The organism is Verrucosispora sp. NA02020 (assembly GCF_013364215.1).
Taxonomy (GTDB): domain Bacteria; phylum Actinomycetota; class Actinomycetes; order Mycobacteriales; family Micromonosporaceae; genus Micromonospora.
Window position 1 is genome coordinate 1,394,733 of the sequence record NZ_CP054923.1, and the last position, 24,020, is coordinate 1,418,752.

General features: G+C 71.9%; 26 protein-coding genes. 25 read left to right on the forward strand and 1 reads right to left on the reverse strand.

Translation table 11 applies throughout. From position 1 onward, the window contains the following. Positions 1–3: 3 nt before the first annotated feature. Entirely contained in the window at positions 4–834 is an 831-nt protein-coding gene (locus tag HUT12_RS06080) for an aspartate/glutamate racemase family protein (protein WP_176092758.1), read from the forward strand. Then, on the forward strand, positions 804–1,946 hold the full coding sequence (locus HUT12_RS06085) for a nitronate monooxygenase (RefSeq protein ID WP_217705958.1): 1,143 nt from the start codon (positions 804–806) through the stop codon (positions 1,944–1,946). Before HUT12_RS06080 ends, HUT12_RS06085 begins: the two co-directional genes overlap by 31 nt. A 53-nt stretch (positions 1,947–1,999) precedes the next feature. On the opposite strand, the gene HUT12_RS06090 is transcribed toward HUT12_RS06085, so the two are convergent. After that, the gene (locus HUT12_RS06090) at positions 2,000–3,223 is read right to left on the reverse strand and encodes an MFS transporter (RefSeq protein WP_176092759.1); all 1,224 of its coding nucleotides are present in this window, start codon (positions 3,221–3,223) and stop codon (positions 2,000–2,002) included. A gap of 266 nt (positions 3,224–3,489) precedes the next feature. Between HUT12_RS06090 and HUT12_RS06095 the strand changes: the two genes are divergently transcribed. The 23 genes from HUT12_RS06095 to HUT12_RS06205 all read left to right on the forward strand — a co-directional run bounded on the left by HUT12_RS06095 (position 3,490) and on the right by HUT12_RS06205 (position 24,020). Further along, positions 3,490–4,368 (forward strand): hypothetical protein, encoded by an 879-nt coding sequence (locus tag HUT12_RS06095; protein ID WP_176092760.1) that lies wholly within the window; start codon positions 3,490–3,492, stop codon positions 4,366–4,368. Next, positions 4,365–5,171, forward strand: coding sequence for an enoyl-CoA hydratase/isomerase family protein (locus tag HUT12_RS06100; RefSeq protein WP_176092761.1), 807 nt, complete (start codon positions 4,365–4,367; stop codon positions 5,169–5,171). Before HUT12_RS06095 ends, HUT12_RS06100 begins: the two co-directional genes overlap by 4 nt. Continuing rightward, positions 5,152–5,580, forward strand: a complete 429-nt coding sequence (locus HUT12_RS06105) for a MaoC/PaaZ C-terminal domain-containing protein (protein WP_176092762.1) — start codon at positions 5,152–5,154, stop codon at positions 5,578–5,580. The genes HUT12_RS06100 and HUT12_RS06105 overlap by 20 nt, the downstream gene beginning before the upstream one ends. Next, positions 5,577–7,106: a class I adenylate-forming enzyme family protein gene (locus HUT12_RS06110; RefSeq protein WP_254876730.1), complete on the forward strand. Its 1,530-nt coding sequence runs from the start codon at positions 5,577–5,579 to the stop codon at positions 7,104–7,106. The genes HUT12_RS06105 and HUT12_RS06110 overlap by 4 nt, the downstream gene beginning before the upstream one ends. Before the next feature lie 262 nt (positions 7,107–7,368). After that, complete coding sequence (locus HUT12_RS06115) at positions 7,369–8,391, forward strand: ABC transporter substrate-binding protein (protein ID WP_161594969.1); 1,023 nt, start codon at positions 7,369–7,371, stop codon at positions 8,389–8,391. Between the two features lie 29 nt (positions 8,392–8,420). Continuing rightward, positions 8,421–9,281, forward strand: coding sequence for an ABC transporter permease (locus tag HUT12_RS06120; protein ID WP_131053536.1), 861 nt, complete (start codon positions 8,421–8,423; stop codon positions 9,279–9,281). After that, positions 9,278–10,102, forward strand: a complete 825-nt coding sequence (locus tag HUT12_RS06125; RefSeq protein WP_176092763.1) for an ABC transporter ATP-binding protein — start codon at positions 9,278–9,280, stop codon at positions 10,100–10,102. Before HUT12_RS06120 ends, HUT12_RS06125 begins: the two co-directional genes overlap by 4 nt. Beyond that, positions 10,099–10,611: a MaoC/PaaZ C-terminal domain-containing protein gene (locus HUT12_RS06130; protein ID WP_176092764.1), complete on the forward strand. Its 513-nt coding sequence runs from the start codon at positions 10,099–10,101 to the stop codon at positions 10,609–10,611. Before HUT12_RS06125 ends, HUT12_RS06130 begins: the two co-directional genes overlap by 4 nt. After that, the gene (locus tag HUT12_RS06135; protein ID WP_176092765.1) at positions 10,608–11,399 is read left to right on the forward strand and encodes an enoyl-CoA hydratase/isomerase family protein; all 792 of its coding nucleotides are present in this window, start codon (positions 10,608–10,610) and stop codon (positions 11,397–11,399) included. Before HUT12_RS06130 ends, HUT12_RS06135 begins: the two co-directional genes overlap by 4 nt. Further along, positions 11,399–12,331, forward strand: a complete 933-nt coding sequence (locus tag HUT12_RS06140; protein WP_131053045.1) for a TIGR03564 family F420-dependent LLM class oxidoreductase — start codon at positions 11,399–11,401, stop codon at positions 12,329–12,331. Before HUT12_RS06135 ends, HUT12_RS06140 begins: the two co-directional genes overlap by 1 nt. A 118-nt stretch (positions 12,332–12,449) precedes the next feature. Next, positions 12,450–13,226: a FadR/GntR family transcriptional regulator gene (locus HUT12_RS06145; protein WP_176092766.1), complete on the forward strand. Its 777-nt coding sequence runs from the start codon at positions 12,450–12,452 to the stop codon at positions 13,224–13,226. 172 nt (positions 13,227–13,398) lie between these two features. Next, positions 13,399–13,932 carry a MaoC family dehydratase gene (locus HUT12_RS06150; protein WP_131053043.1) on the forward strand — a complete coding sequence of 178 codons (534 nt, stop codon included), beginning with the start codon at positions 13,399–13,401 and terminating at the stop codon, positions 13,930–13,932. Continuing rightward, positions 13,929–14,969 carry an LLM class flavin-dependent oxidoreductase gene (locus tag HUT12_RS06155; RefSeq protein ID WP_254876731.1) on the forward strand — a complete coding sequence of 347 codons (1,041 nt, stop codon included), beginning with the start codon at positions 13,929–13,931 and terminating at the stop codon, positions 14,967–14,969. Before HUT12_RS06150 ends, HUT12_RS06155 begins: the two co-directional genes overlap by 4 nt. Continuing rightward, positions 14,966–16,240: a CaiB/BaiF CoA-transferase family protein gene (locus HUT12_RS06160; RefSeq protein WP_176092767.1), complete on the forward strand. Its 1,275-nt coding sequence runs from the start codon at positions 14,966–14,968 to the stop codon at positions 16,238–16,240. Before HUT12_RS06155 ends, HUT12_RS06160 begins: the two co-directional genes overlap by 4 nt. Beyond that, entirely contained in the window at positions 16,237–17,595 is a 1,359-nt protein-coding gene (locus HUT12_RS06165; protein ID WP_176092768.1) for an MmgE/PrpD family protein, read from the forward strand. The genes HUT12_RS06160 and HUT12_RS06165 overlap by 4 nt, the downstream gene beginning before the upstream one ends. Before the next feature lie 14 nt (positions 17,596–17,609). Then, the gene (locus HUT12_RS06170; protein WP_176092769.1) at positions 17,610–18,848 is read left to right on the forward strand and encodes a RidA family protein; all 1,239 of its coding nucleotides are present in this window, start codon (positions 17,610–17,612) and stop codon (positions 18,846–18,848) included. Next, positions 18,845–19,348 carry a MaoC family dehydratase N-terminal domain-containing protein gene (locus HUT12_RS06175; protein WP_131053039.1) on the forward strand — a complete coding sequence of 168 codons (504 nt, stop codon included), beginning with the start codon at positions 18,845–18,847 and terminating at the stop codon, positions 19,346–19,348. The genes HUT12_RS06170 and HUT12_RS06175 overlap by 4 nt, the downstream gene beginning before the upstream one ends. Beyond that, positions 19,345–19,806, forward strand: a complete 462-nt coding sequence (locus HUT12_RS32690; protein WP_176092770.1) for a MaoC/PaaZ C-terminal domain-containing protein — start codon at positions 19,345–19,347, stop codon at positions 19,804–19,806. Before HUT12_RS06175 ends, HUT12_RS32690 begins: the two co-directional genes overlap by 4 nt. Continuing rightward, the gene (locus tag HUT12_RS06185) at positions 19,803–20,960 is read left to right on the forward strand and encodes an acetyl-CoA acetyltransferase (protein WP_176092771.1); all 1,158 of its coding nucleotides are present in this window, start codon (positions 19,803–19,805) and stop codon (positions 20,958–20,960) included. Before HUT12_RS32690 ends, HUT12_RS06185 begins: the two co-directional genes overlap by 4 nt. Next, positions 20,960–21,376 carry a Zn-ribbon domain-containing OB-fold protein gene (locus HUT12_RS06190; RefSeq protein ID WP_176092772.1) on the forward strand — a complete coding sequence of 139 codons (417 nt, stop codon included), beginning with the start codon at positions 20,960–20,962 and terminating at the stop codon, positions 21,374–21,376. The genes HUT12_RS06185 and HUT12_RS06190 overlap by 1 nt, the downstream gene beginning before the upstream one ends. A 21-nt stretch (positions 21,377–21,397) precedes the next feature. Continuing rightward, the gene (locus tag HUT12_RS06195) at positions 21,398–22,555 is read left to right on the forward strand and encodes an acyl-CoA dehydrogenase family protein (RefSeq protein WP_131053035.1); all 1,158 of its coding nucleotides are present in this window, start codon (positions 21,398–21,400) and stop codon (positions 22,553–22,555) included. Beyond that, positions 22,555–23,415, forward strand: a complete 861-nt coding sequence (locus tag HUT12_RS06200) for a CoA ester lyase (protein ID WP_176092773.1) — start codon at positions 22,555–22,557, stop codon at positions 23,413–23,415. The genes HUT12_RS06195 and HUT12_RS06200 overlap by 1 nt, the downstream gene beginning before the upstream one ends. Next, positions 23,412–24,020, forward strand: coding sequence for a hypothetical protein (locus HUT12_RS06205; protein ID WP_131053033.1), 609 nt, complete (start codon positions 23,412–23,414; stop codon positions 24,018–24,020). Before HUT12_RS06200 ends, HUT12_RS06205 begins: the two co-directional genes overlap by 4 nt.

A 24,020-nucleotide genomic window follows, 5' to 3' on the forward strand; every position in this document is an offset into this window, starting at 1 on the left:
GACATGAGTGAGCCTCGACGGCTGGCGGTCATCAACTCCGACGCGAAACGAGCCCCGGTGCTGCCCGATCCACCCGGTCTCGTCACCGACCTGGTGGACCCGCGACTGCGCCGGTTCGCCCGCACCAAATACGATCATCTGCTCACCGAACTGGGCACAGTGGACGCCGCCGAGGCGGCCATCGCCGCCGGATGCGACGCGGTCTACATCGACACCTTCGCCGACTACGGGATGGCGCAACTGCGCGCCGCCGCACCCGTACCGGTCGTCGGGGCCGGTGAGGCCGTACTGGCCTGGGCGGCCGAGTCCGGTCGCCGGTTCAGCATCGTCACCGTCTGGCCGACGTCCATGGACTACATCTATGCCGATCGGCTCGCCGCCTGCCCGGGCGGGGAACTCGCCGTCGGGGTGCACTACCTCTCCGACGAGTCGGAACTGGACCGGGTCGGCACCGACGCCGGGGTCAAGGCGCGGATGGGCCGGGGCGAGGACGACGTCGTCTCCGCCATCACCCGGGCCTGTCTGGACGCCGCACAGCGCGACGGGACCGACCTGATCCTGTTCGGCTGCACCTGTATGACACCGGTGTCGGCCGAGGTGGCCCGGCGTGCCGGCATCGAGATCGTCGACCCGTCGGTGATCGGGTTGCGCGCGGGTCACGCGGCGGCACTCGGCCCACGTCCGGAGCCGCCGGTCGCCGCGCAGCGACTCGGGGCGGTGACGGAACTGGTCGACGCCTACCTCGGCGTCGCCGCCGGGTCCGCCGGGGCGAGCTGCGGCGTCGACGCCGACGGCTGTGAGGTGTGCGCGGTGACCGCCGGGCCGTCGTCGTGACCCCGCTGTGCCGCCGGCTCGGGGTCGACCTGCCGGTGCTGGCGTTCAGCCACTGTCGGGACGTGGTCGCGGCGGTCAGCCGCGCGGGTGGGTTGGGCGTACTCGGGGCCGCCTCGATGACCCCGGACGACCTCGACCGGGACCTCACCTGGCTGGACCGGGAGTGCGCCGGGCGGCCGTACGGCGTGGATCTGCTCTTTCCGGCGAAGTCGGCCGGGGACGACCCGGCGGAGCTGGCCGGTCGGATCCCGGCCGACCACCGGGCGTTCGTGGACGCGCTGCGGACCCGGTGGGGTGTGCCGGTGCGGCGCAGCGAGCCCGGCCACAACCGGCTCGGCGGTATGCCGACCGAGATCGACCACCTGATGACCCACGCCAACGCCCATGCCCTGTGGGAGGTCGCCCGGGCGCATCCGATCCGCCTGGTGGCCAGCGCTCTCGGCCCGCCGCCGGCCGAGGTGCGTGCCGAGACGACCCGACGCGGCATGCTCCTCGCCGGTCTGGTCGGCGATCCGCGGCACGTGCGCCACCAACTGGCCGCCGGGGTGGACGTGCTGGTGGCGCAGGGCTACGAGGCGGCCGGGCACACCGGCGACATCACCACGATGGTGCTGGTGCCGCAGGTGGTGGCCGCCGCCGGTGACGTACCGGTGGTCGCCGCCGGTGGGATCGCCACCGGCCGGCAGGTGGTCGCGGCCCTCGCGTTGGGCGCGCAGGCGGTCTGGACCGGATCGGTCTGGCTGGCCACCGCCGAGAGCGACCTCGACCCGGTGGTCAAGGAGAAGATCGTCGCCGCAGCGGCGACCGACACCGAGAAGACCACCTCGTACACCGGCAAGCCGACCCGGCAACTCACCACCGCCTGGACCTTGGCGTGGCGGACGCCGGAGGCACCGCCGTCCTTGCCGTCGCCGGTACAGCAGGTGTTGGCGCGGGACACCGTGGTCAGCGCGTTCGAGCACCAGGTGACCCCGGTGATGGGTTCGGCGGCCGGGCAGGCCGTCGGTCTGGTGACCGGGACCCGCTCGGTCGCCGCCGTCCTGGACGACCTGCGGATGCAGATGGCCGACGCGGTCGAGGCGGTGACGAGGCTGGCCGACGACGCGGGCTGACCGACGAGGCCGTCCGGTCGGCAGGTCGGGCGGCCCGGTCGGGAACGCCGTGGTCACCGTGCCGACCGTCGGTCGCGGCGCGCCTGCACGGCCACCGCGACCAGGGTGTACGCCGCCAGTGTCGTGATGCCGCCGGTGGCCACCGCCATCACCGTGGTCAGCGCGACACCGCCCAGCGCGAGCCCACCGAGCAGCGAGGTGCCGCCCAGGGTGGCGAACGCGGCGACCATCCAGGCGGCGAAGACCTCGGCGCGGCGGTGCGTCGGCGCCCAGTAGCCGATCAGCCGGGTCGCGCCGAGCAGCACCAGACCGCCGCCGGTGCCGACCAGCACCGTGCCGGCGATCGTCACCGCGCCGCTGGCCAGGTGCAGGGCGGCGGTGGTGGTGCCGGCACCGGCGGCGATGACCAGGACGCCGAGGCCGACCGAGCGGGCCGCCGGAACCCGGTTCGCCGCGAGCTGGGCGAGCAGGGTCATGGTGACCAGCAGGGTGAGCAGCCCGCCGGTTCCGCCTGCGGTGCTGATGCCGGCCCCCTCGGTGAGGATGCGCGCGCCGAACGTGCCGAACAGGGCCATGCAGCTGTTGAGCGTCATCAGCGAGCAGGTCGCGATGCTGAACGGCAGCAGGATCGCCCGGGGGACGCGGACCGTACGGACCAGCCGGACCCGGCCCGCCGTCCGGCGGTCGGCCGGTGCCCGGAGCAGCAGCACCAACGGCACCAGCGCGACCGCGCCGATCACGACGTACGGCAGCACCAGCGGGTACGCGGTGTGGTCGGCGAGGAGTCCGGCGATCAGCGGCCCGAAGCCCATGCCGAGGGTGGTGCAGACCGCGTGCGTCAGGCTGCCGGCCCGGGTGCCCCGGGGGTGGAAGTCCAGCAGCGCGGCAGCGGTGGTGGCGCTGACCATGCCGGTCGCCATGCCCTGCACGAATCGTCCGGCGACCAGCACCGGCAGCGTGGTGGCGGCGGCGGTCACCAGGCAGGCGAGCAGCACCAGTGCGACACCGAGCAGCATCGTGACGCGTCGGCCGATCAGGTCGGAGAGTCCGCCGAGCAGCGTGACCACCACGATCACGCCGACCGGGTATCCGGCGAACGCCAGGCTCACCTGCGCGGGATCGAGGTCCCACCGCTGTGCGTAGACCGCGAACAGCGGGGACGCGGCGAAGCTGCCGAGCACCGCCACCAGGACCAGCGCGCCGGAGGCGGCAGCCATCACCACCGAGGGTCGGTACGCCGGTGCGTCGGGCGGGCCGGTGGTGGTGCCGTCGCGCACCTCAGGGGCTCCGGGGCAGAGAGGTAGACACTAGGACACCACCTTCCGTCAAAAGTCTGAGGAATGAACAGCAGCAGTGTCAAGGTCTTGCCAGACCCGGTCCTCGGCCTGCACAGTGTGCACCTGAGCTGCTCAGGTGGACGTTGCAAGACGGAAACGACGGGGCACTTCGCGACGCGCCATCGTCATCTTCTCGGTTAACACCTGACATATGCCTTTCGGAACCTGGAGAACACCCCACACCGGCGAGAGGTGGAGGAACGCAGGTGACAGTGACGATCGTCGACTCCACGACGCTGCCGTGGGTCAACGGCCAGGACGTGTACGACTCGATGGAACCGGCCTTCCGGGACAACTTCGGAGGCGATCCGGAGCAGGTGCGTGACCTGCTGTCCCGGTACTGGATGCGGTCGCTGTGGCGGGACCGTGAGAGCACCCGACGCATCGACCACGTACGGGCCACGCCCGGCTACCGCGACCTCAGCGAGGCATACCACGACAGCGTCGAGGAGTCGTACTTCCTGGCCGGGGTCGCCGAGCTGAGCGCCGAGGGGCGGCTGGTCGAGGGCGACTACTTCTGGCGTCCGCCCGGCTGGGTGCACAAGGCGTGGAGCGACGAGGGCTTCGAGAACATCCTCTGCATGGAGGGGGAGGTCGCCAGCGAACACAGTGGTCGGGTCTCCCGGGTGGTCTGCCCGGACGACCGGGCCGGCGCACAGGCGCGCGACGACGCGGACGGTGGGATCGGACCCCGGGGCTACCAGCGCCGGGTCGAGTCACGGTTCGTGCCCTGGACACCGCTGGACGCACCGTGGTCCGGGGTGGACGCCATCGTGCTCGGCCTGCCGGCCATGTCCGACGGGGTGCCCACCGCCGACGACGCGGTGCCGCTCGCCAAGGCGCTGAGCCAGAACGTCGACACCGGTGCCTGTAGCGCCCTGGTCCGCCTGCCGGCCGGCTACACCGGGGCGCCCACCCCGGTGCCCCGGGACCGTTTCCTGGTCACCACCCGGGGCGACCTCGTGGTGGACGGCGTGACGCTCACCCCCTGCTCGCTGCTGCACGTACCCGCCGGCGCGCGGGTGCCGGCGCTGACCGCGGCGACCGACGTCGAACTGTTCGTCAAGGTGGGGGAGCGGACATGACGCGGGTGCGGCACACCACCGACGACCAGGTCATGACGATCGTGCTGGACGGTCCGGACTCGATGAACAGCCTCACCCCAGCGGTGATCGCCGGGCTGGACGCCGCGCTCGACGAGGCCGAGCAGGACCACGCTCTGCGGGCGGTCGTGGTCACCGGTGCCGGGGAGCGGGCCTTCAGCGTCGGGATGGACATCGACTTCCTGGAGTCGTGCTTCGCCGATCCACAGCGGACGTTCCTGCCCTTCCTGCGGTCGTACCACGCGGTGCTGCGCCGGATCGAGCATCTCGGCGTACCGGTGATCGCGCGGGTCAACGGGCTGGCGCGAGCCGGTGGGTTCGAACTGATCCTCGCCTGCGACTTCGTGATCGCCGCCGACGAGGCCCGGGTCGGCGACATCCACCTGGAGTTCGGGATGCCGCCGGGTGCCGGGTCGAGCCAGCGGGCCCCGCGCAAGCTCGGCGACCAGCGGGCCAAGGCGCTGATGCTCACCCCGACCTGGCTGCGCGGCCCCGAGCTGGTGCAGTGGGGGGTCGCGCTGGCCAGCGCGCCCCTGACCGAGCTGGACGACGAGGTGGGCAAGCTGCTGGCGATGCTGCGCGGCCGGTCCCGACCCGGGCTGGCGATCACCAAGCGGCTGCTCAACTCGGTGCACACGATGACCCTGGAGGAGGGCCTGCGCTACGAGCGCGAGATGTTCTCCCGGCTGCACGAGGAGGTCGACGAGGTGGCCGAGGGCTATCGCGCGTTCGTGGAGAAGCGCCCACCGGTCTGGGGGGACGTCGATGTCCGCACCCTCGCCTGAGTCGACCGCGACCCCGCAGGTGGTCGTCGACGCGGACCTGGTCGACACGCTGATCGGCCGGGGCGGGTACACCCACCCGCTGTTCCAGCGGGTGCCCGGCGGTGACGCCGACGGTCCGCCGCTGCCGGGTCAGGCGGTCGTGTTGCTCCTCGGTGGCCTGGTCGAACAGTCCGGCCTGCTCGACGACGCGATCGCACTGCTGGAACTGCGTCGGGTGCGATTCCACCGGATGGTGAAGGCCGGCGCGACGCTACGGGTGCGGATCGAACGCGTCGCAAGCCGGGTCACCTCCCGTGGCACGCAGGTCGTGGACTTCCGCTGGACCGGGATCGACGCGGACGACGAGCCGGTCGCCGAGGTCGAGGCCGTGATGCTGATGAACGGGACAGGAAGGGAGGACACCAGGTGAGGGGTGTGCAGCTCAACATGGCGGCCGGTATCCGGGAGTTCGGCCGGGCCACGCCGCACCGGGTGGCGGTGGTCGACGGCGACCGCCAGATCTCCTTCGGCACGCTGGACGAGCGGTCCAACCGCCTCGCCTCGGCCACTCTGGACCGTGGGCTGCGCCCCGGTGAGCGGATCGCGGTCCTGGCGAACAACCGCTTCGAGTACTTCGAGATCTCGGCGGCGATGGCCAAGGCCGGCATTCCGACGGTGCCGCTGAACCCCCGGAACAACGTCGGCGACAACGCGTACGTCCTGGACCACGCGTCGGTCCGGGGGATCATCGTGGCGGACGAGCTGGCCGACCGGGTCGACGGGCTCGTCGACGACCTGCACCTGGTGCTCAGTTTCGGCGGCACGGTGGGTGAGCACTACGACTCCTTCGTCGCCGCCGGTCGCGCGGTGGACCCGGCGGTGCCGGTGGACGAGATGGACCCGTTCTGCATCACCTACACCTCGGGGACCACCGGGCGGCCCAAGGGCGTGCTGCTGACCCACCGGGGGCGGGTGCTGACCGCCTTCGGGGTCGGGCTCGACTACGGCCTGGGCCCCAACAAGAGCACGATCGCGGTGGCACCGATGTACCACGGCGCCGGCTTCGAGTTCGCGTACGCGGCGCCGATGCTCGGTGGCTCCTGCACCGTGCTGCCGACCTGGGACCCGGAGCGACTGCTCGACCTGATGGTGAGCAGCCGTGCGGAGACGGTCTTTCTGGTGCCCACGCACGCCCAGCACATCCGCCGGTTCTGCGAGGACCCGGCGGCCCGCTACGACCTGTCGGCGCTCAAGACCCTCTACTTCAACGCCGCCGCGTTGCCGGTGGCGCTCAAGGAGTGGGTGATCGCGGCGTTCCCGGGGGTCGCCGTGCACGAGTTGTACGGGTCGACCGAGTGCTCCATCGTGACCAACCTGCGGCCGGAGTTCGCCCTGGCCCGGGCCGGCAGCGTCGGCCACCCGTGGTTCTGGAACGAGGTGCGCCTGGTCGGCGAGGACGGCGCCGAGGTGGGGCCGGGCGAGCCCGGTGAGCTGTACGCCCGCTCGCCGTTGCTGCTCACCGGGTACCTCGACGACGAGGAGGCCACCCGGGCCGGGTTCGACGCCGACGGGTTCTTCTCGGTGGGCGACGTGGCGGTCCGCGACGAGGAGGGCTTCATCTCCATCGTGGACCGGAAGAAGGACATGATCATCGCGGGTGGCGTGAACATCTTCCCGCGGGAGATCGAAGAGGTCATCGCCCGGCACGAACCGGTCGACGACGTCGCGGTGGTCGGGGTGCCGGACGAGGTGTACGGCGAGCGCGTCGCCGCCTTCGTGGTCAGCCGGCCGGGCCGGCAGGTGGACGTGACCGCCCTGGACGGGTACGTGCGGGAGCACGTCGCCCGGTACAAGGTCCCCCGGGAGTGGCATCTGGTGGACCGGTTGCCGCGTAATCCGAGCGGCAAGATCCTCAAGCGCACCATCCGGGACGAGTACGCCGGTCCGCCGGAGTAGAGCCAGACCCGTTAGGCCAAAAGTCTGACGTTCCGCGTACCGGTCCACGAAATCCGGCGCGCGTCTCCTGCCCAGATGGCTCGCTGGGTCGACAAGTGCTGTCCAGAAGCGTCGAAATGATCGATGAAGATGTCAGTACTGTAAAACTCTGACTTTTTATAGACTGCCTGCTTGGGGACCGTTATGGTCGCCGTAATCAGGTGTAGATGCGGCCCCGGGCTTTCACGTCGGGCCGTGCGGACTTCGCCATCAGGAGGCCATCGTGTCCCACCTCAATAGCCCCGGTGCCGCCCTCTCCCGCCGTCGTCTGCTCACCGGTCTCGGGGGTGCCCTCGTCGGCAGCGCCCTGCTGACCGCCTGCGGCAGCGACGACGCCGATTCCAGCTCGAACGACGGACGGACCACCATCCGGCTCGCCGGCATCCCCGCCTCCGCTCTCGCGGCCTTCAAGCTCGCCCTCAAGGAGGGTGCGTTCGAGGAGGCCGGCCTCGACATCAGGTACGAGGAGTACGCGGAGTCGGCGGCCGTCTACACCGCCTACCGGGCCGGTCAGGTCGACGGCGGCCTGGGTGGCATCCCCTCCACCGCCAACCTGGTCGCCACCGGGGTGGACCGCAAGGTGGTCTTCGCCCTTCAGCGCACCACCAACGGGATCCTGGTCCGCGCGGACAGCGGCATCCAGTCCATCGCCGATCTCAAGGGCCGCAAGCTCGGCCTCTTCGGCAGTGCGATCGGCTCGTCGACGAACCAGTTCTTCGCGCTCTGCCGCGAGAAGCACGGGTTCAACCCGACCACCGACTGTCAGGTGCAGTACGGCGCGCCGAACCTGATGGCCGAACTGCTCGGGCAGGGCGACGTGGACATGGCCCTGGTGATCGACCCGGCCGGCGCACCCGAACTGGCCAGCGGGAAGTACCGCTCCCTCGGCGACCTCGGCGTTCTGCTGGAGGAGGCCACCGGGCTCAAGGCGTTCACCGCCGGCTGGGACTTCGCCAGCGAGTTCATCGAGAAGAACCGGGAGGCGGTGCAGGCGTTCGTCGACGTCAACCTGCGGTACCAGACCAGGTTCAACAACGACCAGTCGTTGTGGGACGCCGCGCTGCGCGAGCTCTACAACATCGACGACCAGGCGGTGCTGGACGTGATCTGGAACAGCCAGCGCGGCCGGTTGGTGGAGCAGTGGGGTGACGCCGAGAAGCAGCAGGCGGCGCAGTTGCTCACCTTCCTCAGCGAGAACGGCGAGCCCGAGTTCCTGCCCAAGGTGCCCGACGGGCTCTTCGCCTGACCACCAGCCCGGCATGAGGAGAGGCACCGATGACCCTGTCCGAAACCACCCAGCCGGCGGCCGTGACGGCCGGTACGGCCGACCGTGGCGCGCCGCCGGGACACGGCGGTGGGCCCGGCGGCCCCCGCCGTTTCCTCCGCAACGGCATCGTGCTGCGGGTGGCCTCCGTGTTCATCCTGCTCGTCATCTGGTGGCTGGGCTCACTCGTCGTCGGTGAGCGCATCCTGCCCACCCCGGGCACGACCGCCTCCGCGCTGGCCGACAGCATGCAGGAGCAGACCTTCTGGACCGACCTCCAGGTCACCATGGTCCGGATCCTCATCGGGTTCGCCGCGTCGATGGTGCTCGGTGTGCTCGTCGGTCTGGTGATGGGTCTGTCCCGGATCGCCGAGGGCCTCCTGGACATCTGGATCGCCGTCGGCCAGACCATCCCGAGCCTCTGCTGGGTGATCGTCGCGTTCATCATGTTCGGGCTCAACGACACCGCCACCGTCGTGGCGATCACGCTGACCTCGTTCCCGATCATCGCGATCAACATGTGGACCGGGGTGAAGGCGATCGATCCCCGGCTCGGTCAGATGGCCCGGACCCTCAAGGCCTCGCGCGGCCTGCGGACCCGGGAGGTGACCCTGCCGCAGGTGCTGCCGGCGGTGATGGCGTCGGCCCGCTTCGGGTTCGGCATCGTCTGGAAGGTCGTGGTGATCGCCGAGTTGCTCGGGCGTACCGACGGCATCGGCTACCGGTTGAACTACTGGTTCCAGCTGTTCCGGATGGAGCAGGTCTTCGCGCTCACGCTGTTCTTCTCGATCCTGATGGTGGTGCTCGAACTGGCCGTGTTCAAGCCGATCGAGGCGAAGCTGTTCCGCTGGCGTCCGGAGGGAGCCCGATGAGCACCGACGACCGGATCGTCATCAAGGACCTGGTGAAGGGCTTCCACACCCGGCACGGCTTCACCACGGTCATCGACGGGATGGACCTCACCATCGCCGACGGGGAGTTCGTCGCACTGGTCGGTCCCTCCGGGTGCGGCAAGTCCACGGTGCTGAACATGCTCAGTGGGCTGGACACGGACTTCACCGGCACCGCCGAGATCCGTAGTCGGGCACCCGGGGTGCACTTCAGCTACGTGTTCCAGGAGCCGAGGCTGCTGCCCTGGAAGACGGTGCGGCAGAACGTCGAGTTCGCCCTCAAGGCCACCGGGGTGGACCGGTCCCAGTGGGCCGACCGGGTGCTGCCGGTGCTGCGCCGGGTGGGGTTGGCCGGGTTCGAGAACCACTACCCGCACCAGATCTCCGGCGGCATGCAGCAGCGCACCGCACTGGCCCGCGCGTTCGTGCTGGACGCGCCGGTGATGCTGATGGACGAGCCGTTCAGCGGGTTGGACGAGTTCACCGCCCGTAGTCTGCGCCAGCTCCTGCTGGAGCTGCGGAGCCAGGAGGAGAGCAAGGCGTTCGTCTTCGTCACGCACAACGTGTTCGAGGCCGCCGTGCTCTCCGACCGGGTGGTGCTGATGTCCAACCGACCGTCGACGATCCGCCGGGTGGTCAAGGTGGAGGTGCCGCTGCCGCGCAGCTACGACGACCCCCGCCTCTTCGACGTCAGCCGTGAGCTGACCCACGAGATCATCTCCTCGATGGTCAGCACCGACGACGGTGGTCTGGTGGTCGGCGAGGAGCACACGCGGCTGGCCGGCCCGCAGGCGGCGCGATGAGCGCGCCCGTGGCCGGTCCGCCGCTGACCCCCCGGCTGCCGACCGCGTTCGCGGCCGGCGCGGTACTGCTGACCCCGGCCCGGACCCTGACCGACGGCGACTTCGCCGCGATCGTCAATGTCTCGTGGGAGAACGGGCCGCTGCACACCGATGTCGAGTACATGCGTCGGACCGGCTTCGGTCGCCCGATCCTCGGCGGTCCGTGCCTGATCGCGATCGCCGCCGGGCTCACCTCCACCACCATGTACGCCGCCTGGAACGCCGCCGGGGTGGACTGCCACGCCGCGCTCGGCATCGACGAGATCCGCTACCTGGCTCCGGTGTACGTCGGGGACACGCTGCGGGTACGGATCGAGGTGTCCCGCTTCGAACCGACCCGGGGCGGCCGTATGTACGTCGGCGCGGTCCACGACGACGTCCGCAACCAGCGCGACGAGACGGTGCTGCGGATGACCCGGTCGTACCTGCTGAGCCCGTTGCCGGCGGCCGACGCGGGAGAGTCGGCATGAGCGGACTGCCCCGGACCACCACGCTCGGTCTGGCCCGCCACGACCGGGTGCTGCTGGTCACCCTGGACCGGCCGCACCGGCTCAACGCGTACGACCGGACGATGGTCGACGAGCTGCGTCGGACCTGGCAGGCGTTCGGGGCCGACGACGGGCTGCACGCGGCCGTGGTCACCGGTGCCGGCGAGCGCGGCTTCTGCACCGGCTTCGACGTCGACGACACCCTCGACGCCGGGGTCACCAGCCCGTCGCTGGACCACGCCGGGCGGGTCGCGTTGACCGCCCGCGACATGGGGGTGTTCAAGCCGGTGGTGGCCGCGGTGAACGGGCACTGCTGTGCCGGCGGCTGGCACTTCGTCAACGACGCGGACGTGGTGCTCTGCGCCGCGCACGCCACGTTCTTCGACACCCACCACGACGTCGGTCTGGCGAACCCGGTCGAGGCGGTGGGCGCGTTGAGTCGGTTGCCGCTCGGCGAGGTGATGCGCATGGTGCTCACCGGGCGCAGCTACCGGATCGACGCCCGCCGGGCGCACGAACTCGGTCTGGTCACCGAGGTGACCTCGGCGGAGGAGCTGACCGGGCGGGCGCTGGCGATCGCCACGGACATCGCCCGGCACCCGCTCGACGTGTTGACCACCACCGTGGAGACGGTCTGGACGGCGGTGCAGGCGCAGCGGGGCGCCGCCGAGGCGTTCGGGCTGGCGATGCTGGCCCGGTCGGACGCCTCGGCGCAGCACCGGGGAGCGACGATGCGGGAGTTCCGGCACGGTGACGGGGGAGGCCGTTGATGGAGTACGGGATCTTCAGCCACATCGAGGAGATCGACGAGATCGAGGAGCTGCTGCACGGTGCGGAGGCCGACGGGATCGCCAGTGTCTGGCTGACCCAGGGGTTCGGGCACGACGCGTTGACCGTCATCGGGGCGGTCGGGCGCGGTCTGTCGCGGCTGCGGATCGGGACCGCCGTGGTGCCGGTGTACCCGCGCCACCCGATGGCGCTGGCCCAGCAGGCGCTCACCACCAACATGCTGATCGGCGGGCGGCTGGTGCTCGGCGTCGGCCCGTCGCATCCGCAGGTGGTAGAGCCCTGCTGGGGCATGTCGTACGCCCGCCCGGCCCGGTACATGCGCGAGTACCTGACGGCGCTCAACGGGGCGTTGACGCAGCGGGTCCGGTTCTCCGGCGAGGTGGTCACGGCCCGGGGTGACCTGACCATCGCCGGGGACCCGCCGGTGCCGACGGTGATGGTCTCCGCGCTCGGTCCGAAGATGCTGGAACTCACCGGCGAACTGGCTTCCGGCACGGTGACCTGGATGGTCGGTCCGCGTACGCTCGCGGAGCTGACCGTGCCGACGATCACCGCGGCGGCGGACGGGGCGGGTCGACCGACGCCCGAGGTGGTGGTGACCGCGGCGGTCTGCGTGACCGACGATCCCGGTCGCGCCCGTGCCGCCATCGACCCGGTGCTCGGCTGGTACGACGACAAGCCGTCGTACCGTGCGATGCTCGACCGGGAGGGTTTCGCGCGGGCCAACCAGATGGCGATCGTCGGCGACGCCGCCGAGGTGCGGGCGGAGATCGGCCGGTACGAGGCGGCCGGGGCGACGACGTTCGCGGCACAGCTCTACGGCACGCCGCAGGAGCGGGCGGCGACTCGTGCCCTGGTCGGCGAGCTGGCCACGGCGTCGGCGTCGGCGGGCGCCACGGGCGCGGACTTTTGAGGTACCGGAGTCGGCCATGGGTGACGCTGCGCCGAGCATCGGATGCCCTACCGTGGTTGTTCGCGACGAAGCCGCCCCTCAGAGTGCGGGGCCGAGGGGATGCGGAGCCGGAGTGACCATGGCCAAGGACGTGACGGGGGCCCAGACTGCCCGGCCGGAGCAGGTGATCCCGGGTGGCCGCAAGGGTCCCGAGGTGCTCGGGGTCACCCGGGTGCGCCCGGCCTACCAGCAGGTGGCCGACCAGCTCCGGGAGCGGATCCTGGACGGTTCGTTGACGGCGGGTGACCGGCTGCCTACCGAGATCGAGCTGTCCGAGATCTTCGGGGTCAGCCGGAGCACGATCCGGGAGGCGCTGCGGGTGCTGGCCTCCAAGGACCTGATCCGGACCACCCGGGGCACCACCGGCGGGACGTTCGTGGCGCGGGTCCAGTTCGACCAGGTCAGCGAGTATCTGGAGATGAGTCTCGGGCTGATGTCCGGGGCGCGCGACATCACGCTGGACAATCTGCTGGAGGCGCGGGAGAGCCTGGAGGTGCCGGCTGCGGGGCTGGCCGCGCTGCGCCACGCCGACGAGCACCTGACGTTGATGCGCCAGGCGGTGGAGCGGGAGAAGCTGACCCGCGCCCGGGGCCGCAAGTTCCGGGAGCACGTGACGTTCCACGGGGTGCTGGTCGAGGCGACCGGCAACCAACTGCTCGGGGTGATGGTCGAGCCGGTGTTCCGGGTGTTGCAGGCGCGGACGGCGGATCGGGACATGCCGGCGGAGTACTGGGGCCAGATCGACGCCGAGCACACCGAGATCTGCGGGTACGTGCAGGCCCGGGACGAGGCCGGTGCGCGCGAGGCGATGCGGGCCCATCTCGGCACGGTGCGGCGGGCGTACGAGCAGCGGTGAAAGGAAAGTCACCCTAAAGTTCTGAGGTTTCATCAAGGCGTCCTGTCGAACGGCGACAGGACGCCTTTTCGTGTGCCTGTATTTGCAGTCCAGATCGCTTACGGAGCCTTGACACGTAAAAAGTCAGACAAATAAACTAGCGGCAGTTCAGGGCTGTCGAAAGGATCGACCGATGACGGTGCGCCAAGGATGGACCGGACGTTTCTTCGAGGACTTCCAGGTCGGTGACGTCTACCAGCACCCGCTCGGGCGCACCGTCACTGAGACCGACAACACCTGGTTCACCCTGCTGACGATGAACACCAGTCAGATGCACTTCAACGCCGAGTACGCCGCCCGGTCCGAGTTCGGCAGACCGCTCGTCGTCTCGACCCTGACGCTGGCCATCGCGGTCGGGCAGAGCGTCACCGACCTCACCCAGAACGCCTTCGCCAACCTGGGCTGGGACGACATCAGCCTGCCGCACCCGGTGTTCGCCGGAGACACGCTCTACAGCGAGTCCCTGGTGCTGGAGAAGCGCGAGTCGGGCTCCCGGCCGCACGCCGGCATCGTCACCGTCCGCACCCGCACGCTCAACCAGGACGGCAAGCAGGTGTGCGCCTTCAAACGCACCTTCTACGTCTACAAGCGAGGCGCCGAACAGGTCGAGGGGATCTTCCCGGTCGCCGCCACGCCACTGTCCCTTCCGGACGGGGCGGGCGCATGACACTGCGTCTGACGTACCAGCCGTGGGGCGAGACGCTCGCCGAGGTGGCCGACGCCGGCCGGCGGGCCGAGCGGGCCGGCGCCGAGGTGCTCTGGGTCTCCGAGCTGCACCGTAGTGCCACCGGCACGGCCGCGGCGCTGGCCGTCGCCACCGAGACCGCCCGGATCGGCACGTGCATCGCGCTCGCCTTCACCCGCAGCCCGATGATCACCGCTCTGGAGGCGCTCGACCTGGACGAACTCTCCGGTGGACGGTTCGTGCTGGGCCTCGGCTCGGGCGTCAAGCGTCTCAACGAGGACTGGCACAACGTGGTGTTCGGCAAGCCCGTGCCGCACATGCGGGAGAGCGTCCGCAACATCCGGCACTTCTGGCGGCACTGCACCAGTGGCGAGCCGATGCTGCTCGACGGCGAGTACGAGCCGATGCGGATCCGGGGCTACGAGCGCCCCTTCGCGGTGCCGGCCGAGGCGATCCCGGTCTACCTGGCCGCGATGGGGCCGCTGATGACCCGCCTGGCCGGTGAGATCGGTGACGGGTGGATCAGCCACGAACTCTGCTCGCCCCGCTACCTCGCCGAGCAGATCCTGCCCGACCTGACGGTCGGCATCGACCGCGCCGACAGCCGGACCCGCGCTGACCTCGACGTCGTCGTCTCGGCGTGCTGCTCGATCGCCGACGACCGCCAGGTGGCCCGTCGCCGCGCCGCCGGCCTGGTCGGCTTCTACGCCACCGTCCGCACCTACGCCGACTTCTTCGCCTTCCACGACCTCGCCGACGACCAGCAGCAGGTCGTCGACGCGTTCCGGGCCGGAGCCGGTGCCGACTACCTCGCCGACGCCGTCAGTGACCGGATGGTCGACGCGCTCACCCTGACCGGGACCCGCGCCGACGTCGCCGACCGGATCACCGCGTACGACGGGATCGCCGACTCGGTCAAGCTGAGCCCGCCCACCCACGGGCTGCCGGCCGCCGACACCCGAGCCGCCCAGGACGAGATCATCGCCCTGATCGCCGAGATGACCGGAGCCGCCACATGAGACCCCTGGCCGACATCCGCATCATCGCGATCGAGCAGTACGGCGCCGGACCGTTCGGCACCGTGCACCTTGCCGACCTCGGTGCCGAGGTCATCAAGATCGAGGACCCGCGCGCCGGTGGCGACGTGGGCCGGTACGTCCCGCCGTACGCGCAGGACGAGGACTCGCTCTTCTTCGAGACGTTCAACCGCAACAAGCGCAGTCTCTCGTTGGACCTGAGCACCGACGCCGGCCGGGAGGTGTTCGAGAAACTGGTCGCCGTCTCCGACGTGGTCTACTCCAACCTGCGTGGCGACGTACCGGCGAAGATGCGCATCCGCTACGACGACCTCAAGCATCTCAACCCCCGGATCGTCTGCGTCTCGCTGACCGGCTTCGGGATGACCGGGCCCCGCCACGCCGAGCCCGGCTACGACTACATCCTCCAGGGACTGGCCGGCTGGATGGAGCTGACCGGCGAGCCCGACGGCCCGCCGACCAAGTCCGGGCTGTCGCTGGTCGACTTCTCCGGCGGGTTCGTCGCGGCCATCTCGCTGCTTGCCGGGGTGCACGCCGCACGCCGCGACGGCGTCGGCATGGACTGCGACGTCAGCCTCTACGACACCGCGATCTCGCTGCTCACCTACCCGGCCACCTGGCACCTCAACGCCGGGTTCGCGCCGGTGCGCACCCATCACTCGGCCCACCCGTCCCTGGTGCCCTTCCAGGTCTTCGAGGCCAAGGACGGCTGGATGGTGGTCGGCTGCGCCAAGGAGAAGTTCTGGGCCCGGCTGGCCACGCTCGTCGGCCACCCGGAGTGGGCCGAAGACGGGTCGCCGTACGCGAACTTCGGTGCCCGGCGGGAGAACCGCGAGGAGTTGCTCGCCGCGCTGGCGGACATCTTCCGGCAACGGACCGTCGACGAGTGGCTGCCCGAGCTGTACGCCGCCGCGATCCCGTGCGGCCCGATCAACGACGTGGGCGCCGCGCTGACCGAGGAGCACACCGCGGCCCGCGACCTGATCGTCACCACCGACCATCCCCGCTTCGGCACCGTGCAGCAGCTCGCCAGCCCCGTCCGGGTCGGCGACGAGCCGCCCGCGTACCGGCGGGCTCCGCTGCGCAATGAGGACTTCGCCACCGTCACCGGTGAGCTGCTCGGCCTCGACCCGCAGGCGGTTGCCGTCCTCGCCGAGGCGGGCGCGTTCGGACCGGACGGCGACGGTGGCGCGACCAGCGACGGCCCGCCGCCGCGTACCGCCGATCCCGGCACGGAGGCGGCCAGCCGATGATCGCGTCCGACCTGGCCGAGTGGGCGACCGGCACCGTCGAGCTGCCGGAGCCGGTGCGGCACGCCGCGCGGCGACACCTGCTCGACGGCCTGGGCACCGCACTGGCCGGGCGGCGCGCGGGCGTGGTCGATCCGGTGCTGGTGGTCGCCCGTGACCTCGGCGGCCCGGCGGAGGCCACGCCGCTCGGCGGCCGTGCCCGGATCGGTGCCCCGGCCGCCGCGCTGGCCAGCGGTGCCCTGGTGCACGCGTTGGACTTCGACGACACGCACGCCGCCGGTCTGGTGCACGCCACCGCCGTGGTGCTGCCCGCCGCGTTCGCCGTCGGCGAGCAGGTGGGCGCCACCGGTCGGCAGGTGCTCACCGCCGCCGTGGTCGGCTACGAGACGGTGTGCCGGGTGGCCGCCGCCGCCCCGCACGGCTTCCACTCCCGTGGCCTGCACGCCACCATGGTCGCCGGGGTCTTCTCGTCCGCGCTGGTCACCGCGCGGCTGCTAGGTCTCGATGCGGCCCGGGCCACCGACGCCCTCGGCATCGCCGGCAGCCAGGCCGGTGGCCTGCTCGCCTTCCTGCACACCGGTGCGTCGACCAAGCAACTGCACCCCGGCTTCGCCTCACACGCCGGGGTGCTCGCCGCCCGGCTCGCCGCCGCCGGTGCCTCCGGGCCGGCGAACGTCCTCGACGGCCCGCACGGCGTCTTCGACGCCCTGGCCGCCGGTCCGGTGGAACCCGCGTCGATCGTGGACAGGCTCGGCACCCGCTGGGAGACCACCCGGATCGGCATCAAGCCCTATCCGGCCTGCCAGCTCTCCCACGCCGCGATCGACGCCGCCCGGGACGCCCGTCGGCAACCCGGATTCCCCGCCGACCCGGCCGCCGTCACCCGCGTCGACGTCGACGTGCATCCCGACTCGGCACCCACCGTCTGCGGACCCGGCCGGGACCTGGCCCGACCGGCCACCCCGTACGCGGCGAAGTTCTCGCTGCCGTGGAGTGTCGCCGCGACGCTGCTCGACGGTGACCTGACGACCGCCAGCTACCGACCCGACTCGATCGCCCGCGCCGACGTGGCGGCCCTCGCCGACCGGGTGCGCTGGCGGATCGTCGACACCGGTGGGCACGCCGCCGACGCCCCCGGCGCCGTCGTGCTCACCCTCGCCGACGGCACGACCGTACGCGGCACGGTGCCCCGCAGCGGCGGTGGGCCGGACGCCCCACTCGGCGACGACGAGTTGACCGCCAAGTTCCTCGGCAACGCCGGTGACGTCGGTACGCCCGTCGTCGACCTGATGCGCCGCCTCGACGACCTCGACAGCCTCGACCCGATCGTGGCGGCTCTGGCCGCCGCCGGTGACTGACCCGGGAGACCCACGTGCCGCTGTCCGCGATCCGCCCCGCCCACTTCCCCTGGTTCCCGTACGACGGGTTCACCTTCTGCCTCGGCCTGGCCGACGGTGACGCGGCCTGGACCTCAGGCCACACCGCCGCCGCGCTCGACCCCGCGTTGGGGCGGATGACGGTCGGCGGTGACATGGCCAGTCAGGCCCGCACCGCGTACCGGAAGGTGCTGGCCATCCTGGAGGCCGCCGGGCACGGTCCGGCCGACGTCACCCGCGTCACCGAGAACATCACCGTCGCCGGCCTCGACGAGTACGCCGTCGCGGCGGCCGTCCGCGCCGAGGTCTTCGGCGACCACCAGCCGGTGGTCCGCACCGTGGTGGTGGAGCGGTTGGTACGCCGGGCCGCGCTGATCGAGGTGGAGCTGCACGCGGTGGCCGGTGGCGGGCAGACGCTCGCGGCCAGCGAACCCCGCGCGGCCGGGACCTGGGTGCCCTCGCCGGTGCGCGACGGCCACGACGGCGCGGTCTACCTGCCGACCATGCTGCCGCTGGACGCCTCCGGTGAGGTGGTCCACCCCGGCGACTTCGTCAGCCAGTACGCGTACTGCCTGGACCGGGCACAGGACCTGCTGACCGCCGTCGGGCTCTCCCTGGACGCCGCCGTCACCACCTACGACTACTCCACTCCGGCGACCCGTGACGTGTACCGCAAGACCCACCGGGTCCGCCGCGAACGCCTCGGCGGCGCCGGTGTCTATCCGGGGGCCGGCGGCATCCTGATGAGTCGGCTGCACCACCCCGACGTGCTGGTGGCCATCGACGTCACCGCCTCGCGGCACCCACTCGAACTGGTCAACCCGGGCTGGTCGCGCTACGACTCGCTGACCTACGCGCCCGGGGTACGCGCCGGCCGGACGTTGTACATGTCCGGGTTCGCCGCCCTGGACATGCAGACCCAGCAGGCGTTGCACCCCGACGACATCGGCGCGCAGGCCGAGGTGACCTACGGCGCGATCCGGCACCTGCTGGAGCACGCCGGGCTGGGCCCGCAGGACCTGGTGGAGACCACCGAGTACTGCGTGGCGTCGGCGATCGGCGACTACCGGGCCGTGGCCGGGGTACGCGAGCGGCTGCTCGGCCCGCCCTGGCCGGCGTCGACCGGGGCGGTCTGCGCCGCGCTGCTGCGCCCGGAGTTCCTGCTGGAGGTCTTCCCGACCGCCGTCTACCCCGAGCCCACCGAGCCTGCCGAGAACGCCGGGGGGAGCCGATGAGCCTGCTGACCGACGAGGTGCGGGCGCTGCTGGGCAGCCGCCGGGTGTACACCGCGCCGGAAGCCCTCGGTGCCGCCGCCTGCCGCTACTTCGCCCAGGCGATCGGCGACGACAACCCGATCTACCGGGACGGCGCGTACGCCCGCGCGCAGGGGCTTCCCGGGGTGACCGCGCCGCCGACGCTGATCTGCGAGACCGGGCAGTACACCGGCCTGCCGATGGACCGGGACGGCTACGCCGGGCACTCCTGGCACCTGAACGTGCCGGGCACCCGGCAGGTTCGCGGCGGCAACGCGTACACCTTCCACCGGAGGGTCCGGCCGTCCGACGTGATCACCGCGACGTGGGAGATCCACGACCTGACCGAGAAGCGCACCCGCGACGGCAAGGACATGTTGATCGTCGGCTCCCGGGCCACCTACACCAACCAGGACGGCGACCTGCTCGCCGTCAACGAGGAGACGATCATCCTGGTCGCGTTGGACGGTGAGGCCGGATGAGCCCCCGGGTCGGCGACACCCTGCCGGAACTGCGCCGCACCATCGACCTGGTCGACATGGTGGCCTACGCCGGTGCCACCTGGGACTGGTACCGCCTGCACTACGACCCGGAGTTCGTGGCCGCCGCCCGGGTGCCCGGCCCGGTGGTCGACGGGCAGGTCTTCGGCGCCCTCTTCGTGGAGCTGATCCAGGACACCTTCGGCCCGGCATGCTTCGTGCAGCAGCTCTCCTTCACCTTCCGCAACCTGATGTTCGCCGGGGAGACGGTGCGGTGCACCGGCACCGTGGTCGGAGTCGCCGACGACCGGATCGAGGTCGAGCTGGCCGCCACCATCCTCGCCAGCGACTACGGCCCCGAGCGCCCGGCGGCCCGACCGGCGCGGGCGACCGTGCTGCTCGGTGCCGCCGACGGGCCGGGTGCGCCGGCTGCCGTACCCGTGCCGGAGGGGACGACGTGACCGGGCGCGACCGTGCGTCGGTGGCCGTCGTCGGCGTCGCCGAGTCCGACCTCGGCGTCACCACCGCCAGCACGCTGACGTTGCAGACCCAGGCGATCACCCGGGCCCTCGCCGACGCCGGACTGGCGCTCGCGGACATCGACGGGCTCGCCACCACCGGCATCTCCCGCTTCTCCACCACCTCGCTGGCCGAGCACCTCGGAGTACGTCCCCGCTGGGTCGACGCCAGCTTCGTCGGCGGCAGCGCGGCGGAGATGATGGTCGCCCGCGCGGTGCAGGCGATCGGCGCCGGTCAGGCCGACGTCGTGGTGGTCAGCTTCGCGTCCAACCAGCGGTCCGCGCGTTCCCGCAGCCTCGCCGGGGTGGTCGAGCAGCACACCCCGGAGGCGCAGTTCGAGACACCGTACGCGCCGCTCTACCCGATCTCGTACTACGCGATGGCGGCGCAGGCGTACCTGCACCGGTACGGCGGCACCCCGGAGCAGCTCGCCGAGATCGCCGTCGCGGCGCGCGAGTGGGCCCGGCTCAACCCGGCCGCGTACCGCCACGACGCGCCCCCGCTGACCGTCGACGAGGTCCGCGCCGCGCCGATGGTCTCCACCCCGTTGACCGTCGCGGACTGCTGCCTCGTCACCGACGGCGGCGGTGCGATCGTGCTGACCAGTGCCGAGCGGGCCCGCGACCTGCGGCAGACCCCGGTCGCGGTGCTCGGCTACGGGGAACGCTCCACCACCGCCTCGATGACCGGCGCCGACGACATCCTCGACACCGGGGCCCGGCAGGCCGCCGCCGAGGCGTACGCGCGCGCCGGGATCACCCCGGCCGACGTGGACGTGGTGCAGGTGTACGACTCGTTCACGATCACCGCCGCGCTGAGCGTCGAGGCGCTCGGCTTCTGCGGTGAGGGCGAAGTGCTCGACTTCATCGCCGACGGCCGGATCCGGCCGGGCGGTGCCCTGCCGCTGGACACCTCCGGCGGCGGCCTGTCCTACTGCCACCCGGGCCAGTTCGGGGTGCTGCTGCTGGTGGAGGCGGTACGCCAGCTGCGCGGTGAGGCCGGTGCCCGGCAGGTGCCGGACGCCCGGATCGCGGTCGCGCACGGCACCGGCGCGATCCTGTCCACCCACGCCACCGTCGTGCTGGGGGTGCGCTGATGAACCCGCCACCCGAGGTGCCGCCCGCCGACGACCTCACCGAGGGCTGGTGGCAGGCGACCCGCGAGCATCGTCTGGTGGTGCAGGAATGCACCGGCTGCGGGCACCGCCAGCTTCCGCCCCGCGCGGTCTGCACCCGCTGCGGGGCTACCACCGGTCTGGGCTTCACCGAGACCGGCGGCGACGGGCAGGTCGACACGTACACGCATGTGCACCGTCCGCCCCGGCGGGACCTGGCCGCGCCGTACACCGTCGCCCGGGTCCGGCTCGCCGAGGGCCCGCTGCTGCTCACCCGGCTCGTCGCCGACGGCCCGGACGACCTCGACGGCTGGCGGATCGGCGACCGGGTCCGGGTCGACTGGGTCGACCTGCCCGACGGCCGCGCCCTGCCGATCTTCCGCCGCGCACCCCGCTGACGTCACCCCCAGGAGGCACCGATGGACTTCACCCTCACCGAGGAGCAACGCGAGTTCCAGCAGTTGCTGCGTTCCTTCGTGAACCGGGAGATCATCCCGGTGGCGCGGGAGTGGGAACAGACCGGCCGCTACCCGACGGAGATCGTGCGGGGAATGGCTGACATGGGGCTGTTCGGCATCACCGTCCCCGAGTCGTACGGCGGCCTCGATCTCGACCCGGTGTCGTTCGCCCTGGTCTTCGAGGAGATCTCGCGCGGCTGGATGGGTGTGGCCGGCATCCTCGGCAGCCACTCGCTGGCCTGCCGCATGATCGCCATGCACGGCACCGAGGAGCAGAAGCAGACGTACCTGCCGGGGTTGGCGACCGGTGAGCGCCGCACCGGCATCGGGCTGACCGAGCCGGACGCCGGCACCGACCTCCAGGGCATCCGCACCACCGCCCGCCGCGACGGCGACCACTACGTGGTCAACGGCACCAAGATGTGGATCACCAACGCCCGGTACGCCGACCCGCTGCCGGTGCTGGTGAAGACCGATCCGACGGCCGTGCCGGCGCACCGGGGCATGAGCGTCCTCCTGGTCGACGCCGACCTGCCCGGCTTCACCGTCACCCGGGACATCCCGAAGCTCGGCTACAAGGGCACCGAGTCCTGCGAGGTGCTGCTCGACGACGTACGGGTGCCCGCCGACCGGCTGCTCGGCGGAGTCGAGGGCACCGGACTCAAGCAGGCGCTCTCCGCCCTGGAGTGGGGCCGGGTCAACATCGCCGCCCGGTCGGTCGGCATCGCCCAGCGCGCCCACGAGGAGGCGCTCGGCTACGCCGGCCAGCGCAAGGCGTTCGGTAGGCACATCGCCGACTTCCAGGCCGTCCAGCTCCAGCTCGCCACCATCGCCACCCAGGTCCAGGCAGCCCGGCTGATGGCGTACTGGTCGGCCGATGCGGTCCGCCGGGGACGCGCCGACGCGCAGACCGGCATGGCGAAGATCTTCTGCTCGGAGGTGGCCCTGGAGGCCGCGATCGAGGCGATGAAGATCCACGGCGGGTACGGCTACTCCACCGAGTTCGAGGTCGAGCGGCTCTATCGGGACGCGATCCTGATGAGCATCGGCGAGGGCACCAACGACGTGCTGCGTACCGTCGTCGCCAAGGCCCTGGTGCGGGGCGAGGTGACGATCTGATGGGTGTGCCCCCTCCACCCCGCTCCTACCTGTACGTGCCCGGCAACGCCGCCGACAAGCTGGCCAAGGCGCCGGAGCGGGGAGCCGACGCGCTCATCGTCGACCTGGAGGACGCGGTGCCGCTGGCCGGCAAGGCCGCCGCCCGCGACGCCGTGACGGCCTGGCTCGCCGGCCGCCCGACCGACCTGCCGATCTGGGTACGCGTCAACTCCGGTCCCCTCGCCGAGGCGGACCTGCGGGCACTCGCCGGAGCGCCGGCCCTGACCGGAGTGGTGCTGGCCAAGGTGGACACCTCGGCCGACGTGGCCGCCGCAGCCGAGCTGCTCGCCGCCGCCGGTGACCACGACACCCTGCTGATGCCGCTGGTGGAGACTGCCGCCGCCCTGCTCGACGTCCCCGCCGTGGCCCGGCAGGCGCGGGTCTACCAGCTCCAGATCGGCGAGGTCGACCTCGCGGGCGAACTCGGCCTCTCTCCCGGTGCCGACGACGCCGAACTGGCGCCGATCCGCAGCCAGGTGGTGGTGGCCAGCGCCGCCGCCGGCCTGCATCCGCCGGTCGGGCCGGTGTCCACGATCACCGCCGACCCGGTGGCGTTGGCCGACTCGACGCGTCGGCTGCGCCGGCAGGGCTTCGCCGGCCGTGCCTGCATCCACCCCCGCCAGATCCCGGTGGTGCACGAGGTCCACACCCCGACGGTGGCGGAGGCGCAGGCGGCCCGTGCCGTCATCGCCCTGCTCGACCGGACCACCGCCGCCGGCAGCGGAGTGGTCCTCGACGAGTCGGGTCGACTCGTCGACGCGGCGGTGCTGCGCTCGGCCCACCGCACGCTGGCCCTGGCCGACCGGGCGGGTGTCGAATGAGCGGCACCGGCCCCGCCGGGGCCGCCGTCGGTCGTGGCCGGGCGCCCCGGCCCGAGCAGGTCGACCTGACCGCCGCCCACCATCCGTGGCGGGAGGTGCCGATGCCCGGCGCGAACCTCGGCTTCCACCTCACCCGACTCGCCTCCCGGTCGGGCGCGTTCGTGGTGCACGGCCACTTCCCGGCCGGGTTCGCCCGCGACGTGCCCGGCGGATACCTGGTCGACGAGGAGTTCGTGGTGCTCGACGGCGAGCTGCTGCTCGGCGACGCCACCTACCGCCGGGGTGACCTGACCTTCATTCCGGCCGGCGCGGTCCGGACCAGGATGAGCGCCCCCGGCGGTGCCACCGTGCTCGCCTGGTTCGGCGGTCCGGCGGAGTTCCACCCCGCCGACCGGCTGCCGGACCCCGCGCTGCCGCTTGCCGACACCGTCCACCTCGGACCGGACGCCTCCTTGCCGGACCTGCCCGGCGGACGCTGGCGGCGGGGCACCTCGGTGCCGCCCGGTGCCACCGGTGACGTGCTGGCCGCCGACCTGTCCGGCTGGCGACGGCTCGGCACGGGCGCGGCACCGGGACCGCAGGACTTCGTCCGGTGGGAGAGGTAG

What these genes read in the sequence shown, in the direction of transcription:
- HUT12_RS06140 (WP_131053045.1), top strand. Translation starts at nt 11,399, where the DNA reads ATGGAGTACGGGATCTTCAGCCACATCGAGGAGATCGACGAGATCGAG.
- HUT12_RS06200 (WP_176092773.1), top strand. Translation starts at nt 22,555, where the DNA reads ATGGGTGTGCCCCCTCCACCCCGCTCCTACCTGTACGTGCCCGGCAAC.
- HUT12_RS06135 (WP_176092765.1), top strand. Translation starts at nt 10,608, where the DNA reads ATGAGCGGACTGCCCCGGACCACCACGCTCGGTCTGGCCCGCCACGAC.
- HUT12_RS06105 (WP_176092762.1), top strand. Translation starts at nt 5,152, where the DNA reads ATGTCCGCACCCTCGCCTGAGTCGACCGCGACCCCGCAGGTGGTCGTC.
- HUT12_RS32690 (WP_176092770.1), top strand. Translation starts at nt 19,345, where the DNA reads ATGAGCCCCCGGGTCGGCGACACCCTGCCGGAACTGCGCCGCACCATC.
- HUT12_RS06145 (WP_176092766.1), top strand. Translation starts at nt 12,450, where the DNA reads ATGGCCAAGGACGTGACGGGGGCCCAGACTGCCCGGCCGGAGCAGGTG.
- HUT12_RS06080 (WP_176092758.1), top strand. Translation starts at nt 4, where the DNA reads ATGAGTGAGCCTCGACGGCTGGCGGTCATCAACTCCGACGCGAAACGA.
- HUT12_RS06120 (WP_131053536.1), top strand. Translation starts at nt 8,421, where the DNA reads ATGACCCTGTCCGAAACCACCCAGCCGGCGGCCGTGACGGCCGGTACG.
- HUT12_RS06175 (WP_131053039.1), top strand. Translation starts at nt 18,845, where the DNA reads ATGAGCCTGCTGACCGACGAGGTGCGGGCGCTGCTGGGCAGCCGCCGG.
- HUT12_RS06205 (WP_131053033.1), top strand. Translation starts at nt 23,412, where the DNA reads ATGAGCGGCACCGGCCCCGCCGGGGCCGCCGTCGGTCGTGGCCGGGCG.
- HUT12_RS06155 (WP_254876731.1), top strand. Translation starts at nt 13,929, where the DNA reads ATGACACTGCGTCTGACGTACCAGCCGTGGGGCGAGACGCTCGCCGAG.
- HUT12_RS06150 (WP_131053043.1), top strand. Translation starts at nt 13,399, where the DNA reads ATGACGGTGCGCCAAGGATGGACCGGACGTTTCTTCGAGGACTTCCAG.
- HUT12_RS06165 (WP_176092768.1), top strand. Translation starts at nt 16,237, where the DNA reads ATGATCGCGTCCGACCTGGCCGAGTGGGCGACCGGCACCGTCGAGCTG.
- HUT12_RS06130 (WP_176092764.1), top strand. Translation starts at nt 10,099, where the DNA reads ATGAGCGCGCCCGTGGCCGGTCCGCCGCTGACCCCCCGGCTGCCGACC.
- HUT12_RS06125 (WP_176092763.1), top strand. Translation starts at nt 9,278, where the DNA reads ATGAGCACCGACGACCGGATCGTCATCAAGGACCTGGTGAAGGGCTTC.
- HUT12_RS06160 (WP_176092767.1), top strand. Translation starts at nt 14,966, where the DNA reads ATGAGACCCCTGGCCGACATCCGCATCATCGCGATCGAGCAGTACGGC.
- HUT12_RS06100 (WP_176092761.1), top strand. Translation starts at nt 4,365, where the DNA reads ATGACGCGGGTGCGGCACACCACCGACGACCAGGTCATGACGATCGTG.
- HUT12_RS06195 (WP_131053035.1), top strand. Translation starts at nt 21,398, where the DNA reads ATGGACTTCACCCTCACCGAGGAGCAACGCGAGTTCCAGCAGTTGCTG.
- HUT12_RS06190 (WP_176092772.1), top strand. Translation starts at nt 20,960, where the DNA reads ATGAACCCGCCACCCGAGGTGCCGCCCGCCGACGACCTCACCGAGGGC.